The following is a 15,303-nucleotide window of genomic DNA, read 5'->3' as shown; positions in this document are numbered from 1 at the left end:
TCGGAGGCCGCATCCTACTGCGCGGTCGGAGGCCGCATTGTACTAGCCGACGATGGCGGCGGCGTAATTGTCCCAGCTCATTTCTCTGGTGGTCTCGTAGACGTGCGCGCGGGGGATCGGCGACTCGATCATCCGCTCGAGCTGGCGGGCCATGTCGGCTACGTCGCCGGGTGCCGCGAGGTAGCCGTTGTAGCCGTCCGTGATAGTTTCCGGGAAGTGGCCGACGCGGGTAGCTATCGCAGGCAGCTGGAAGTTATAGCTGATGCTCTCCACGCCGGAGGGGGTGGCATACTCGTAGAACAGTACCACCGCATCGCTGGCCTGGAAATACTTATGCACTTCCTCATTGGCCACGAACTCGTTCTTGACCATGACCCGGTCGCGGATGCCCAGTTCGTCGAGCAGTTCGAGGGGGCGGTACTCGCGTTCGTCGTCGGCCTTTTTGAGGAATAGCTGCTTGGCCAGTCCGAAGGTGACGTTCTTCAGCTTCGTACTGAGCTTGTCGCTCTTCAGCGTATCCCAAAAGGACTCTCCGCAGATAATCAGGCTCACGTCTTCCCGCCGGCCCGCCAGCTCGGCGAAGGCCCGGATCACGTGGTGGAGGCCTTTGTACTTGCGGATGAAACCAAAAAAGAGGAAGACGTGTTCCCGCAGCCCGTGCTCGCGCCGGAAGGCCGTGGCATCGAAATCTTCCCGTGGGGCAAAGAGGTCGTACACCGGGTGGTACAACTTGATCACCGGGGTCGACCCCTGCACCTGCGCTCCGCCGCCGGCCCCCTCCGCAATACTGCGCTCACCGGTCTCCGTCACGTCGAACGCGCGGCCGGGAAAGAGTTCCTTGAGCTCGTCGACCGTTTTGTACGCGTGGGCGATGAACGTATCGGCCGGGGCGATGCCGTACTGGGTGAAACGGCGGTCGAGGCTGCTGTTCTCCTTCTGGATCACGAAGTGGAGGTCGAAGATCACTTCGATCTCCGGGTGGCGCCGCAGTTTGCGGGCGATGTACCCCATGGGCAACCCCTGGATGGCGATGGCCCACTGAAAGATCACCTTGTCCGGTTTGAGCTCCACGATCCGCCGGTAGGTCTCCTGCCAGGTCAGCGGATTGTTGTAGTTGGTGACGTACTGCACCTTGATGTCGGTCCCCTCGAGCAGGTCCACCTTACTGGTCTTGTCCACGAACTCCCGCGGGATAATCGCCGGATATTGCTGCGTCCAGCTCACGATGTGCACCTCGCAGTCGCCCCGTCGGTCCAGCGCCTTGGCCAGTGAGGTATTGTAGTTCGAGATGCCTCCTTTGAATTTGGGACCCGGGCCGAAGCAGACTATGGTCATGTTGGTTGTTGCGTTAGTGATTTACTGCGTTGTTGCGTTACTGATTCACCGCGTTGAAGCGTACGAAACGCAGTAATGCGGTAACGCAGTAACTCACCAACTACCCCTTTTGCGCCTCCAAAACCCGCCGCATACCCTCCCGCACGGAGATGCTCGCCCGCCAGCCCATGTTGTGGACCTTGTCCATATTGGAGTAGCGGCTGAAGACGCCTACGGGCTTGTTGAGGAGCTGCTTGATCTCGGGGTCGTAGCCCTCGATGTCGCACATGGTGTTGATGATGTCGATGAAGGAGAGTAGCTCCCCGCGGCCGATGTTGATGGCCGAGCCGTCGGTAACGCGGTCCATAGCCCAGAAGATGCAGTCCAGTACGTCGTCGATGTGGACAAAGTCGCGGCCCTGCCGGCCGGTGCCCCATACCTCGACCGGGTCCTCGCGGTTGGCGATGCGGTTGGCGATGGCCGGGATGGGGTAGGAGAGGTCCTGGTCCTCGCCGTAGCCGGAGAAGGGGCGGATGCAAGTGACGCTCAGGTCGTAGTGCTCGGCGGCCGTTTTGGCCAGGAACTCGCCCGTTAGCTTGGACCAGCCGTAGGTCATGTCCGGCTCGCCCATGGCCTTGAAGTTGATGTCGGACTCGGCGAGGGCGATGGCGTCGCCTTCCGTCTGCAGGTCGATAGGGTAGGCCGCACTGCTGGAGGGGTAGAGGGTGCGATCCGGGCGGTGGCGGGTGATCCAGTAGAAAAACTCCGCGTCGATGCTGAGGTCCAGGGCCACCTTCATGGGATCCCCTTCGATCGTCGACCGTCCGCCTACAATGGCGGCAAAGTGAAACACGTCGCTGAAGCGCTCGAAATTGGGCGCGTAGTGTGTCTTGATGTAGGCCTCGTCGTCGATGATGTCGCGCAGGAACTTGCGAAAGTCCTGCTGCAGGAAGAGCAGACGTCCCTCCTCGCCGAAGACTTCCAGATCACCGTCCTGCCGCGTGACGGGCACGTTGAGCCAGGTGGACGGGTGGGTACCCACGCTCAGGTTATCGACGAAAATGATCGTGTCGCTGGTGGTGGCGTAGAGCCGCTTGACCATGTTACGGCCTACGAAGCCACAGCCGCCGGATACTAGGTGGTATTTCAAGGGGGTGAGGGGTTAAAGGTTGAACGAAATGCCCTGCGCCAGCGGCAGCTCGGTAGAGTAGTTGATGGTGTTTGTCTGCCGGCGCATGTACACCTTCCAGGCGTCCGAGCCCGATTCGCGACCGCCGCCGGTTTCCTTTTCGCCGCCGAAGGCGCCGCCGATCTCGGCCCCGCTGGTGCCGATGTTCACGTTGGCAATGCCACAGTCGCTGCCGGTGGCGCTCAGGAAGCGCTCGCTCTCGCGCATGTTGGTGGTCATGATGGCCGAGCTCAGCCCCTGGGGGACGCTGTTCTGGATCTCGATGGCCTCGTTGAGGTCGCCGTACTTCATCAGGTAAAGGATGGGGGCGAAGGTTTCCGCCATCGCGATCTGGCTGTTGGTCTCCACTTCCGCGATGCAGGGCTTCACGTAGCAGTCGCCGAGGTTGTTCAGGCGTCCGCCCTCCACGACCATGGTACCACCTTCCTCCTTGACGGCGGCGATGGCTTTCTCGTACATCTCCACGGCCTGCGCATCGATGAGGGGGCCTACGTGGTTTTTCTCGTCGAGGGGGTCGCCGATCTTCAGCTGGCCGTAGGCGGCGGCGAGCTTGTCGCGCACCTCGTCGTAGCGGCTCTCGTGGATGATGAGGCGGCGGGTGCTGGTGCAGCGCTGTCCGCAGGTACCGACGGCTCCGAAAAGGGCGCCGGTCAGGACCAGGTCCATATCGGCCGAGGGCGTGATGATGATGGCGTTGTTGCCACCAAGCTCGAGCAGCGATTTCCCCAGTCGGCCGGCGACGGTCTGGGCGACGGCCTTGCCCATACGGGTGGAGCCCGTGGCGGATACCAGCGGGATGCGGGTGTCCTTAGTCATCAATTCGCCGACGGTGTAGTCGCCGTTTACGAGATTGCTGATGCCTTCGGGCAGATCGTTGTCGGCGGCCACTTGCGCCCAGATGTTCTGGCAGGCGACGCTGCAGAGGGGCGTCTTCTCACTGGGTTTCCATACGACCACGTCGCCACAGACCAGCGCCAGCATCGTGTTCCAGCTCCAGACGGCCACCGGGAAGTTGAAGGCCGATATCACGCCCACGATCCCCAGCGGGTGGTACTGCTCGTACATCCGGTGGAGGGGGCGCTCGGAGTGCATCGTCAAACCGTGCAGCTGCCGGCTCAGTCCCACGGCAAAGTCACAGATGTCGATCATCTCCTGTACCTCGCCCCAGCCTTCCTGCAGGCTTTTTCCCATCTCGTAGCTGACCAGGCGGCCGAGGGCATCCTTGTGTTTCCGCAGGGCCTCTCCGTACTGCCGTACCACCTCGCCGCGCCGGGGGGCGGGTACGGTACGCCAGTGCCTGAAGGCCTCGGCGGCCTGGCTTACGATCTGTTCGTACTGTTCGGGGGTGGTGATGCTTACCCGCCCGATCAGCTCTCCGTCGACCGGCGAGCGGCTTTCGAGGTGGGCATCGGGATTATGCATGCCGGTCTGTCCGGTACTGCTGCCATCGTTGTCGGCGGCGAGGCCGAGTTCCTGGAGAAATTCCTTGTTCATGATCGTTGGTACGGTTAGGGAAGGCAAAGGTAGCAAGGGGCAGCCGGAACGCGTAGCGCGGCCGCGGGTGCCGTGGTCACTCGGAAGAAGCCAGCAAATACGGTCCTGGCGTCCGGCCCGGCACCTGCGTTCGCGCCCTGATCGAGATGGGAACGCACATTTTTTCCTCGATCTCTTTTCCATGCGGATGAGGCTCCTTACATTTGCGTCGCTTTAGCAACGACGGCACGGCAACTTTTACCGGATTCCGCGCCGTTTCAACAAACCCGGAGACGTGGGTGAGTGGCTGAAACCACCAGTTTGCTAAATTGGCGTACGTGCAAGCGTACCGCGGGTTCGAATCCCGCCGTCTCCGCCATTCGGGGCATAGCGCAGTCCGGTTAGCGTGCCTGCTTTGGGAGCAGGAGGCCCCAGGTTCGAATCCTGGTGCCCCGACCAGGAGTAATTGAAGGGACGATCGCCGCAGGGCGGTCGTCCCTTCTCTATTTCGGCAACAGCGTGGTGCGTACCGAGCGCGAGTATCCGTCCTGTACGAGCGTAAGCATGAGCTCGTACCGCAGGTGGTCGGGGGGCAGTTGCAACTTTAGTACCGGCCCGGTCCCCACCCGGGTCATCGCCGTGGCGTTTCCGTAGCCGTCGGTGCGGATCAGCCGCCACTCGTACGTGCCGTTAGCTACGGCCGCCTGATCCGCCATCCGCCAGTCGTTGTCCAGAAATACGGCGGCGCGGTACGTATACCACGCATCGACGTAGGGCAGGACGGCCGGCAAGATCACTCCCGGTTCGGGGAGTTCGCGGATCGACGTGGTATCGTCCCACCGGTGGGCGATGGTGGTAAAGGCAACCGTAGGTCGGCCCTCGAAATCAAGCAGTCCGTCAAAGGTCACCGACTCTTTCTTCCATTCGTTCTGCCAGTTCGTCAGCACCTGGTAGTCGGGCAATACGTCTGCGGGCAACCTAGCGAGTTGCCCGGCCCGGATGTCGCTCAGCGCGAGCCCGTCCGGGTAGCGGGCAAGCAGTCGCGCTACGAGTTCCGGTCCCGTACCCCGCGGAACGGACAGTCCGAGCGCGTCGCCCCCGGTTTCCAGCAGGCGGTACTGTCGGATGAGCGGGTCGGCGCTTTCGGTGGCTGCGATCGTGGTCATCACCGCGTGGGCGGGGTCAAGGTCATGCATGTCCCCGATCAGCTCCGTCAGCCAGCGCAGGTAGGCGAGGCGCTGCTCGTGGAGTTCCGGCTGCAGGTAGTAGTCAGACAGGCCAGTCAGCACGTCGTTGCTGAAGTCCCAGTTCAGCAGGGCGGGGGTGGTGTGGTGATCTGCGACGGACTCCAGGATTTCCCGCCGAAGATCAGCCAGGGCTACCGTGTCGCGCAGGAAATTCAGCGTATCCGGAACCCAGAAGTTGTAGATCACCCGCAGGTCGTACTCCGGCGCGATGGTCAGCAGGTTGTGGCTGTAGATGCCGGGAGAGGTGATGCGGATCGCGTTGATGCCCAGCTTGCGCATACGCCCGAAGTCCTCTTCCAGGTTTTTGCGGGAAGGGATATAGAGGTGGGACCTCCATCCCTCGGCTTTCTTATATCCGACGGCCCGAACGATGCCGCGCGGCAGCTCCACGCGGGTGCGGGGTGCCGTGACCTCATCACCTGCGCCCCGGCTTTCCTGGCCCGGGTAAAAGAACTGGGCGGGGTCCAGCGTCCAGTCCAGCGTCTGTCCCGCGGCGGGGTGGTTGTCCGGCAGGTTGGTATCGTATGAACTGTTAAACGCCACCAGGGCCGCGATTTCCGGGTGTTTGGTCTGGACTTCCGTACGAGCGGCGCGCAGCCATTCTTGTTTTTGCCGTGGATCACCGAGCGAAGCAAATTCGGCCAGGATCACATTTTCGGTCGGCAGGCTGTCGAGGACCTTTGCGAAGGGCGTGTACAGGTCGGTGAACCGCTGACTGGTAGCGGGACGTTCGGCGGGGCCGTAGTTGAGGAGGGTGAGCCCTACGTAATCCACGAATTCCGCTCCGGGATAGTAGGTGGTCATCGCCTCCGGTCGCCAGGGATTCCAAACCCAGTCGACATTGGTCGCACCTGCCTGCTGAAAGAGACGATGGACGTGCCGCCAGGCAGCAATGAAGTCCTCCGGCCGGTTGTTGCCGCTCGGTGACCAGGGGTAGTCGGGGTTATCAAATTCGTGGGCGAAACGCAGGTAGACCGGCTCTTCCAGATCGCTTAGCATCGTTGCGAAGTCCAGGACATACGCGTCAAAGCGACCCGCCGCGATGGCCGCCAGAGCGCCTTCCTCACGGGACAGCGCGGGCAGGCTGTCCACCCCCGGAAAGTGACTGACCCAGGGCTCCCAGGTGATTAGTGGGGTGGCATCCAAGTTGACCACCGCCCGTAAGTAGACTGCGGTAGCGGTCGTGTCCGCCCCCCCGCTCCAGGGTATGTACGCCGAGACAATGTCCGTCGAAACGTTCCGCTCTTGCTGGAGGGCCCGGACCGCCTCCAGGTCGGAAAGTCCACCGTTATCCGACGGGTAGAAGATCCCCAACTGGGGGGCGGTGCGTACGCCGGTGGAAAGGGGAGGAGCAGAGCGCATATAAAATTCGGGTCGGTTGAACCGTTGCATGAGAAAGAGCGATCCGACAAGCACGCCGAGCAGCAGCAGCGGACCCACGGTACGTACCGCTACCGTCATCGCGTCCAGGCTCCATAGTAACTGCCGCTTGGCGCGCCTACCGATGGACCGCGCCGTGACCGGCAATTTTCTGCGCATCACCCCGAAATGGTTCGTGGAGCCGTATCCCAGGTAGATTGTGAAGAACATGAAGGCGGCGTTAAGTAACGCAAAGGCGGCCATGGCCAGGGAGAAGGGGGTGAAGTCGCGGGGAAGGCCGTAGGCGATGGCCGCGAGAGAAACGACGCCGACCAGCAAGTTCGGCAGTAACAGCGAAAAGTGGGTGACGTCGTCGTCATTCTTGGGCGTGGGCAGGTAGGGCACTTTCTTGTCCACCAGCGTATACACGAAGCCGAGCGTAAAAATCCACCAGGTTAGTATCTCCAGGATGCCGCCTACGATGTGGAAACCGCGTTCGTCGTCCGAGATCAGCCACTTCTGAATGTAGAATCGCAGAATGAATGAGGTGAACAATACCGGCCCGATCAGGAGCAGGAAGTAAAAGAAGTTGCCCGTCCACGGCACGTCGGACATGACCAGGGAGAGCACCGGTATCAGGAACCCCATCAGGTAAATCAGGCCGGCCAGGTAATGGATCGGCATCAGGGCGTAGTGCAGCCGTTGGCGCCAGGTGAGCTGGGTAAAGATGCGGGGATACACCTTGACCAGCAGATCGAAGACGCCCCGCGACCACTTGATCTGCTGCTTGAAGTAGGCGGTGAGTGAGGCCGGCACGAGCCCCTTGGCGAGGATTCGCGGGACGTAGACCGATTTCCACCCCTTGCTGTACAGCCGCATGGCGGTATGCATGTCCTCCGCCAGGCCCGGCGCGTGGCCGCCGATGGTGTCCAGCGCCGCGCGGCGGAACGTACAGTTGGCCCCGATCGCGTTGACCGTGCCATAGCTGTTCATGGTCATCATCATCGGACCGTAGAAGTGGAAGGTCTGCTGGGCCGATCCCTTCGCCACCAAGGTGTCGAACTTGTTGTAGTAGGCCTGCACCGTCTGTACGAAGCCGATCTCCGGGTCCTGGAAATGCGGTACGATGTGATCGAGGAAGTCGGTCTGGGGAATATGATCCGGATCGAGCACCAGGCATATGTCACCGGTAGCCTGTTGCAGCGCGTTGTTGATGTTGCCGGCCTTGGCGTTCACCCGGACCGTGCGGGTGACGTGAATGATCCCCATCTCTTTACAGAGCCCCTTGAGGTAGGGGTCGTTGGCTTCGTCGCACAGGTACGTGGTGTGGGGGTAGGTGATTTTCTGGATTGCCCGCAGCGTATTGACGACCATGTCGTACGGTTCGCCGGGGAAGTACGTCGTCAGAACATCCACCGTGAATTCACCGCGCATGGGCGGCGTTTCCGGTACCTTGATGTCAGCGTAGTAATACCACAGGCTCAGGTCACGCACGAGTCCGTATACGAGGACCGTGCACAGGAGGCCGAAGAGCAGGGGATGGCCGAAATACTCGTCCTGGGAAAAGAAGTGGTAACAGAAGTTTCCCACGAACAGCAATCCAATCAGGATGAGCAGGCGAATGACCGCCAGTTGACGGCGGGTCGGGGAACGTACTACGGGGTCATTTAGCACGATCGGAGCTTAAGACGTAAAAAGGTACGTTGGCGGTAGAATAGTAGCCCCGGCCATCGGAGATGTAGCAGTACAGGCGGTACGGGCCCGGTTGGCGTGGAGTGAGAAAAGTAGCCGCTGTACTGCCCGTTTCCAAGAAGAGGCCGGGCAGTGGCTCGGGACCCCGTCCCTTTTCCCCGGCGGCCAGCCAGTCTTCGCCGCGCACCTCCCAGGTCGCGGAATAGCTGCTGTCGGGCGGGGTGCGGTAATCAACCGTGGCGGTCATGGTCCGTCCGGCGGGCAGCAGAATTTCATCGTTACTGCCCTGCCCCCCCAGCAGAAGGTAGTTTACCCGGGGGCCGGGGAAGGGGGTAGTGCGGTCCCGCCAGAGATTTCCGAGTTCAAAGGCCATTTCGCTGACTTCGCCCGTCTCGGAGAACATACTGAACCAGGTGGGCGTACGCTCGTACTTGTTGCCCCAGTAAAAGGCGAGGCTGCCCAGTACGCGGGTGTGGTCCGCGGAGGCGGTCACCCGCCGCTCGTAGCGGCCGCGGAGGTGGTCGGTCTTGGTGGGGCCAGGCGGTTCCAGGGGCGCGCGCCAGGTGGTCGTCTGGGATTCCCACGGTCCGTTGTAGCTCCATTCCGAGATCAGGTAAGGGCCCCGCCACACGGGGTAGGACCAAAACATCAGATCCTCCAACGTCTTGAAATTGCCGAATACATTGAAGGACAAAAAGTCAACCCCGATGGACCGCCGGCTTAGTTGTATCCCCACGAACTGGTGTGGAACCAGCGTGGTGCTTACGGGGTGATCGGGGTCGGCAAGTCGCACGGCCGCTACCACATCGGTATAGGCGCGCAGGTAGTCCACGTCAAACCCACTCTCGAACAGTTCGTTACCGACCATCCAGCAGAGCAGGGCGGGGTGGTTACGGAAGCGTTCGACTACCCCGACCAAGGAATCCTGAAGCGCCCGCATCTCTGCCGACGCCCCCCGACTCTCGCCCCTGAACCGGGGAAGGGGCAAGTCGGCGATTACGGCCAGCCCCAGGCGATCCGCCTTGTCGAGTAGGTTCGCCAGGCTGTCCGGGTGGTACGCCCGTATGGTGTTGCCGCCGTATTCCTTAAGTAGATCCAGGTGGCCGGTCCCGGCAACACCACGCACGGTAAACGCCCGTCCGTCGCGCACGAGGGTGTAGCCGGTAGTATCCGTGAAGGCCAGGTGCACGCGCCCGGTGGTGACACTATCGGTCCCGGAAGTTCCACAGGCCAGCAGGGTCGCAAGGATGGCCAGTCCCGCGAGGAACGGACCAAGTGTGGACATGCACCGTCGATGTGCGGAAGGGGAGGTTCTCACTGTATGTAGGGGGGGCAGGTAAAACGCAGCGGGCAAGGCCCATAAAAGCGGCTGCGCAGATGTGTGTGGGTACGTGAAACTACAGTAACTATACGTATAAATAAAGAACGGTAGATTTCTATACGGCGTATAGTAGCTGCCAAATCGAGTTGCTCTACTGTACGGCGGGTTTTGCATGATTGTTCAAATCGTTACCCGCTCCGGTTGTCCGTCTCCTTGCGTCGCTAATCCCCCGGATCGGTCACGTTGTCAGTACATTAAATGTTGGTGACCGGATTGGCGAATTGTTTGAATTATTGACGCCGGTGGAAAAAATTCTTCAACAAAAGTCCCGATCCGTCAGTTAGGCGTAGAATTTGAACACACATACATGACCAACATAGAGAGTCTCTACAGCTACACCCCCACGCAGTACGAAGCCATCGACCACCTGCTCAGTATGGGGGTGGGCGCACACTTCGCGGCACTGGTTTTCTTCTTCCTGACGTCGCGCTTCATCGCGCCCCGTTACCGCACCGCTACCGCCTTGAGCTGTATCGTTATGGTGTCGGCCGGTTCGATCCTTTACGGCCAGTCGGGGCTCTGGGAAACCGCTTTTTCCTACAACGGGGCATCCGGTACTTACGAGCCGGGGGAGGCAACTTTTAGCAACGGCTTCCGCTACGTCAACTGGATGGTGACCATTCCGTGTCTGCTCACCCAGTTGCTGCTCGTCCTTAACATTCGTGGCGAACGGCTCTTTCGCGACGCAGCGCTGCTCGTGCTGCTGGCCTGGGGCATGATCGTTACCGGATACATCGGTCAGCTCTACGAAACCACCGATCTGGCCAGCCTCACCCTGTGGGGGGCTATCTCTACGGTCTTCTTTATCGGGATGAACTGGATCGTCGGTACCCGCATCTTCCGCGGTCTCCACGAAATGCCCGCCCCGGCCGCGAGTGCCATGCGCAAGGTGTTCTGGCTCATGATGTTTGCCTGGACGCTCTATCCCCTGGCTTACGCGGTCCCCTACTTCGCACCCAGCGCGGGCGGCGTCGTACTCCGGCAGGCCTTTTTTACGGTGGCTGACGTCAGCTCCAAGGTTATCTACGGCCTGATGATCACCTACATCGCCCTGCAGCGCAGCGCCGCCGAGGGGTTCGAGCCGGCCATGCAGGTCACCGACCTCGCCCCGCAGAAGGGCATCGTCGCCAGTTAAGTTACCGTGCGCCGCTTCTTCTTCCGTGGCCGCGACCTGCTACGTTCGATCGCCAGTCTGCCGGCCCTCATCTTTTTCGCCTTCGTGGTGGTGGCCTTCGTGCAGCTGGCTACCACCGATGACGCGCAGCGGTTACCCCGCTGGCTGGAAGGGTTCAACATTCAGGATCTCGACACCATCCGGACTATCCTGGCGGCGGTCGTCACCGGGGTGTTCACCCTCACCATCTTCGCCTATACCATGGTGATGAACGTGATTGACCGGTCCATCAGCTCCTATTCCCCCCGCTTGCTGCCGCTGATCCTTGCCGAGCGCTACCACCAGGAGATCCTGGGGGTTGGCGCGGGTACCATCGCCCACAGTGTTATCCTGCTCCTCGGGGTGGCCGATCCGCCCGACGCCGCGCGCCCCCCCGTGCTTGCCGCTGCATCGGCCGGTTTCTTCGCGGTGGTCAGCCTGGTGCTCTTTATCTACTTCATTCACCGCGTGTCCCGCAGTATCCACGTCAACGTGCTGCTGCGGAAATCCTTCGAACATACCCTCCGGCGCCTGCACGAGATTACCGGTGGTGGAGCGAGACTCGTGCTAGTGGAGGTTGCTCCCGACCACGACCAATACTTCCGGGCCGATACCTGCGGGTACCTGGATGAGGTCGATATCGACGGGCTGTGCAAGCTCAGTACCCGCATCGGTGCTCCCCTCCACCTGCTGGCGCGTCCCGGTTCCTTTGTATTCGTCGGTGATCCGGTGGTTGGCTGGTCGGGCGGATCGCCCGACAAAGCCGACGAGCCAGCGGATTACTTCAAGATTAGCGCCAACGAACCCGTGGATAGCTACGCCACCGGCTTTCGTCATCTCGTGGAAGTAAGCATCAAGGCCGCCAGCCCTGCCATCAACGATCCGGCTACGGCCATGACGGCGGTCAATTACCTGGGGCAGCTGTTCCGGGTACTGACCGACGTTCCCGTCCATAATGCCGCGGAGGATACCGCGGGGGAGGGTAGACTGCTTCTTAACGACTGGACCTACGCGGACCTCCTGGAAAGCTGCTTCCGGCAACTCCGGTGCTACCTCGATTCCGATCCGTGGGGCGTCGACGTACTGCGCAAGAACCTCTCGGGCGTGGAAGAGGCCTGCAAGCGGGCCGACCGGCCCGAAGACGCGGCCGCGGCCCGGCGCGAGCTTGCCCTGCTGGCCAATAAGCCCGATTAGTAGCGGCGCATTCCGTCCTCGCGGAACACGCGCCGGAGGCTCTCTGCCAGCCGGTCGGCATCCCGCCGGCCGAAGCACAAGGGCGGCTTGATCTTCAGTACGTTCTCGTGGGGGCCGTCGGTGCTCATCAGGATGCCGAGTTCCCGCATCCGGTTTTTGAGGTATGCGGCGGGCGCAGTCGCGGGTGCAAGGTCGGTACCGGCCAGCTCAAAGCCCAGGAACAGCCCTGCGCCCCGTACGTCGGCTATCAGCGGCTCTTCGTCCCGGAGCTGGTTCAGCAAGCCGGTCAGGTAAGTGCCCGTTGCATGGGCGCGCGCCTGCAGATCCTCGTCCCGGAGCACTCCCAGCACGGCCAGTCCGGCCGCCGCGCTCACCGGGTTGCCGCCGAAGGTGTTGAAGTATTCCATGCCGTTGGCGAAGGCCTCCGCAACGGCGGGCGTACACACCACCGCGGCCAGCGGGTGGCCGTTGCCGAAGGGTTTTCCTACGGTCACGATATCGGGGATCACCCCCTGCAATTCGAACGCCCAGGCGCGGCTGCCTACGCGCCCGAGGCCGGTCTGGACCTCGTCGGCAATGGTGACTCCCCCCGCTCCCCGAACGTGATCGTACACCCGCCGCAAATAGCCGGCGGGAAGCATCAGTTGTCCCCCGCAGCTTACGATCGACTCGGCAATAAACGCAACCGCGCCCCGGTCGGGGAGGGGAGGATGCAGGTGTAGCCCGCGCAGCGTGTCCGGCAACGGTAGTAAGTCCGTCTCCGCCGGCCGGCCGCCGCCGCCGCGGCGGTCAAACTTGTAGCTGCTTACGTCCACCGTGCGACTCGTGTTGCCGTGGTAGCCCATTTCCAGGGCGAGGACTTGCCGGTTGCCGGTAACCGCCTCGGCCATCCGCAAAGCCAGCTCGTTCGCTTCGCTGCCGGAATTGACGAAGTGTACGACCGACAGTGGCTCGGGCAACAACCCGGTGAGCTCGGCAGCCAGTTGCAGGACGCCCGGGTGGAGGTACCGGCTGTTGGTGTTGAGCACGGCCGACTGCCGGGAGATGGCCTCTACTACCCGGGGGTGTTCGTGACCGACGTGCGCCACGTTGTTCACGGTATCGAGGTACCGGCGGCCGGTAGCATCGTAGAGGTACTGCCCCGCGCCCCGCAGCACCTGCAGGGGGCTGGCGTAGGAGACACTGAGGCCGTAGCCCAGGACGCGCTTTCGTTGATCGAGGAGCTCGTCGTTCGCGGGCGGGGCGGGGATTTCACGGGGCACGTGGTGCGGGAGTAAGGTGCGCGGATCCGGACAGATGCCCAGCCAGATATCCCGTTCCTCGGGGTAGGCTACCCCCGGGAAGTCGGCCCAATTATCCAGTAGGTCCAGCATGACCTGAAAATGCAGGTGGGGAGGCCAGCCGCCATTCTCTTCGGTACCCCCCAGCGTGGCGATGGCCTGTCCCCCCTGCACCTGCGTCCCCGCCGGCGCGTCGGCAATCGAGTCCGCGGAGAGGTGTCCGTATAAGGTATAGAAGCATAGGTCCGGTCGGGGAGTATGCTCCAGAATTATGACGGCCCCGTATCCCCCGGTGGTGGGGTCGACGCCACTGACGTACACCCGCCCGTCGAGGGGGGCAAACACCGTGTCCCCGGCCCGCCGTGTCCAGAAATCCAGTCCGAGGTGAACGCTGCGCCAGCGGGGCCCCGCATTGCCCTCGCTCTGAAAATCATCGGTGGTATAGACCGGCCGCACCTCGCCGTAGCCGCCTACTCCGATGTCCGCGCCTTTGTCTTCCAGGTGGCGGCGCAGCCGCCGGACGAAGCGGGGCAGCTCCTCGAAGTTCCGGTTCAGGCCGAGAACGGGGCTGCCGACGCTCAGGTCCAGGGGGATCAGCCTCCCCGACACGTCCATGACCGGAAACGGTTGTGCCGTGGCGGCCCACTCCAGGTAGGTTTCCCGTAGCGGATGCGCCGGCAGGCCCGCCGCGTCGCGCAGGGCCGCCGTAGCGAAGGCCGGTGCTACGGAGCGCAGGTAACGGAGCAGGGTCCAGGCCGTGGTTTCGGATACGGTGAGGTAGGCATTTTCGGGGTGGCGCTGGCGGTTTTCGGCCGCCGCGGTGACGGTCAGGACCAGTCGTGCCCCGATGAGGGTGCAGAGCGCGTCGGCCTCTGCGGGGAGCAGCGGCCGGATTTCGCAGTAGCCGGCGACCACCTCGCGCATGGCCCCCAGGGGGTCGGCGGTTCCCATGCCCGCGTAGGCGCAGGCGATGGCCACCTCGCACACCGTAGCCGTGACTACGGCATCGCCGAAATCGATGACCCCGGTCACCCGGCCTTCTTCCGTGAGCAGGTTACTCTCGTGGGCGTCGTTGTAGTTGACCTGCCGGGGGAGCGTTGCGCACGACAGTTCTTCCAGCCGGTCAAGAAAGCGGGCGGCAAGCTCCCGCTCATCTTCCCCGAGGTACTCCAGCAGGGGGCGTGCGGCACCCGCCTGCAGCGGATCCCATTTGTAGGCGCGGCGGGCAGCTGGCAGGTCGAGGTCGGAAAGGTGCCGCGACAGCAAGCCGCACGCCCGCCCCCACGAACGGCGCAATGCCGGGGTCCGTGGGTGAAGGTCGGCCACCGGCCGGCCGGGGACCCAGCTGTGGATACGGAGTACTCCGGGGCCCGATGGCGTAGGGAAACCGTCCCGCACGAGCAGCACGCGGGGAAGGTGCAGGCGGATGGGCTTGCCGGCCAAATGGTCCAGCAGGGGGGTGGGGTCGAAGCCGCCGGGGCGGCAGACCTTGACGAGAAAAGTGCCCCCATTTTCCGACCCAAGGCGGTAGTTGTCGTCTACCTCACCGGGCAGCTCATCCAGCGACAGCGGGCGCCCGACTTCGGGGGGCAACTCCATCGTTTGCAGGGCGGAAAGGAGGTCTTCGGCGGGTGTCATGGCGGCGAAGCTACGGGGTGGCGGGCGATCGAAGCGGCCGGTGTACCGTTCGTAACATCTGACCTGCTATTCAGCACATAAGCGAACAAAGGCTTGCATGCGCCTGCCTACCCGGCCTACTTTTGAATCATGAGAACATTTAGAGTTTGAGTTTCTCCTTACACTATGACTGCACACGCTTTTCTTTTTTTATCTAGGCTACTTTGAGACACTTATATAACACTCTTTCGTAAAACGGAGTCAATTTGGACGCCCGTTATGAATCATCACCCGGACACAGTTATTTGTCCGGGTGATTTTTTTGTCTGATTTCCGACCGTTGTTTTCCGCAAACAACAAAATGCTTACGTGGTATGCGTAGCATACCCGATCGAAAGCTTAGT

The 15,303-nt window shown here is 62.2% G+C and carries 8 protein-coding genes and 2 tRNA genes; 4 read left to right on the top strand and 6 right to left on the bottom strand.

Annotated features, from left to right (window positions below; all coding sequences use genetic code 11):
* Positions 1–42: 42 nt before the first annotated feature.
* The 3 genes from DQG19_RS02815 to DQG19_RS02805 all read right to left on the bottom strand — a co-directional run bounded on the left by DQG19_RS02815 (position 43) and on the right by DQG19_RS02805 (position 3,997).
* Entirely contained in the window at positions 43–1,335 is a 1,293-nt protein-coding gene (locus DQG19_RS02815) for a glycosyltransferase (protein ID WP_116124694.1), read from the bottom strand.
* A 100-nt stretch (positions 1,336–1,435) separates the two neighbouring features.
* Positions 1,436–2,464 carry an NAD-dependent epimerase/dehydratase family protein gene (locus tag DQG19_RS02810; RefSeq protein ID WP_116124693.1) on the bottom strand — a complete coding sequence of 343 codons (1,029 nt, stop codon included), beginning with the start codon at positions 2,462–2,464 and terminating at the stop codon, positions 1,436–1,438.
* A gap of 12 nt (positions 2,465–2,476) precedes the next feature.
* Positions 2,477–3,997 carry an aldehyde dehydrogenase family protein gene (locus DQG19_RS02805; protein WP_116124692.1) on the bottom strand — a complete coding sequence of 507 codons (1,521 nt, stop codon included), beginning with the start codon at positions 3,995–3,997 and terminating at the stop codon, positions 2,477–2,479.
* A 268-nt stretch (positions 3,998–4,265) separates the two neighbouring features.
* Between DQG19_RS02805 and DQG19_RS02800 the strand changes: the two genes are divergently transcribed.
* Positions 4,266–4,355: transfer RNA gene (locus tag DQG19_RS02800), tRNA-Ser, on the top strand.
* Between the two features lie 2 nt (positions 4,356–4,357).
* A tRNA-Pro gene (locus tag DQG19_RS02795) sits at positions 4,358–4,435 on the top strand.
* Positions 4,436–4,479: 44 nt separating this feature from the next.
* Here the strand turns inward: DQG19_RS02795 and DQG19_RS02790 are convergent.
* Complete coding sequence (locus DQG19_RS02790; RefSeq protein ID WP_116124691.1) at positions 4,480–8,256, bottom strand: glycosyltransferase; 3,777 nt, start codon at positions 8,254–8,256, stop codon at positions 4,480–4,482.
* Positions 8,246–9,559: a glycoside hydrolase family 2 TIM barrel-domain containing protein gene (locus DQG19_RS02785; RefSeq protein ID WP_157974283.1), complete on the bottom strand. Its 1,314-nt coding sequence runs from the start codon at positions 9,557–9,559 to the stop codon at positions 8,246–8,248. The genes DQG19_RS02790 and DQG19_RS02785 overlap by 11 nt, the downstream gene beginning before the upstream one ends.
* Positions 9,560–9,962: 403 nt before the next feature.
* Here DQG19_RS02785 and DQG19_RS02780 point away from each other — a divergent pair, with 403 nt between their 5' ends.
* Together DQG19_RS02780 and DQG19_RS02775 are read left to right on the top strand one after the other, a co-directional pair.
* Positions 9,963–10,790, top strand: coding sequence for a bacteriorhodopsin (locus DQG19_RS02780; protein WP_116124689.1), 828 nt, complete (start codon positions 9,963–9,965; stop codon positions 10,788–10,790).
* Positions 10,791–10,796: 6 nt separating this feature from the next.
* Positions 10,797–12,002: a DUF2254 domain-containing protein gene (locus DQG19_RS02775; RefSeq protein WP_116124688.1), complete on the top strand. Its 1,206-nt coding sequence runs from the start codon at positions 10,797–10,799 to the stop codon at positions 12,000–12,002.
* On the opposite strand, the gene DQG19_RS02770 is transcribed toward DQG19_RS02775, so the two are convergent.
* Positions 11,999–14,920, bottom strand: a complete 2,922-nt coding sequence (locus tag DQG19_RS02770; RefSeq protein WP_116124687.1) for an aminotransferase class III-fold pyridoxal phosphate-dependent enzyme — start codon at positions 14,918–14,920, stop codon at positions 11,999–12,001. The genes DQG19_RS02775 and DQG19_RS02770 overlap by 4 nt on opposite strands.
* Positions 14,921–15,303 lie beyond the last annotated feature (383 nt).

The sequence above is a fragment of the Lewinella sp. IMCC34183 genome (assembly GCF_003390915.1).
GTDB lineage: Bacteria > Bacteroidota > Bacteroidia > Chitinophagales > Saprospiraceae > Neolewinella.
The sequence above is the reverse complement of the archived record's forward strand: the minus strand, read 5'-3'. Positions and strand labels throughout refer to the sequence as shown.

What these genes read in the sequence shown, in the direction of transcription:
- DQG19_RS02815 (WP_116124694.1), bottom strand. Translation starts at nt 1,335, where the DNA reads ATGACCATAGTCTGCTTCGGCCCGGGTCCCAAATTCAAAGGAGGCATC.
- DQG19_RS02805 (WP_116124692.1), bottom strand. Translation starts at nt 3,997, where the DNA reads ATGAACAAGGAATTTCTCCAGGAACTCGGCCTCGCCGCCGACAACGAT.
- DQG19_RS02785 (WP_157974283.1), bottom strand. Translation starts at nt 9,559, where the DNA reads ATGTCCACACTTGGTCCGTTCCTCGCGGGACTGGCCATCCTTGCGACC.
- DQG19_RS02780 (WP_116124689.1), top strand. Translation starts at nt 9,963, where the DNA reads ATGACCAACATAGAGAGTCTCTACAGCTACACCCCCACGCAGTACGAA.
- DQG19_RS02770 (WP_116124687.1), bottom strand. Translation starts at nt 14,920, where the DNA reads ATGACACCCGCCGAAGACCTCCTTTCCGCCCTGCAAACGATGGAGTTG.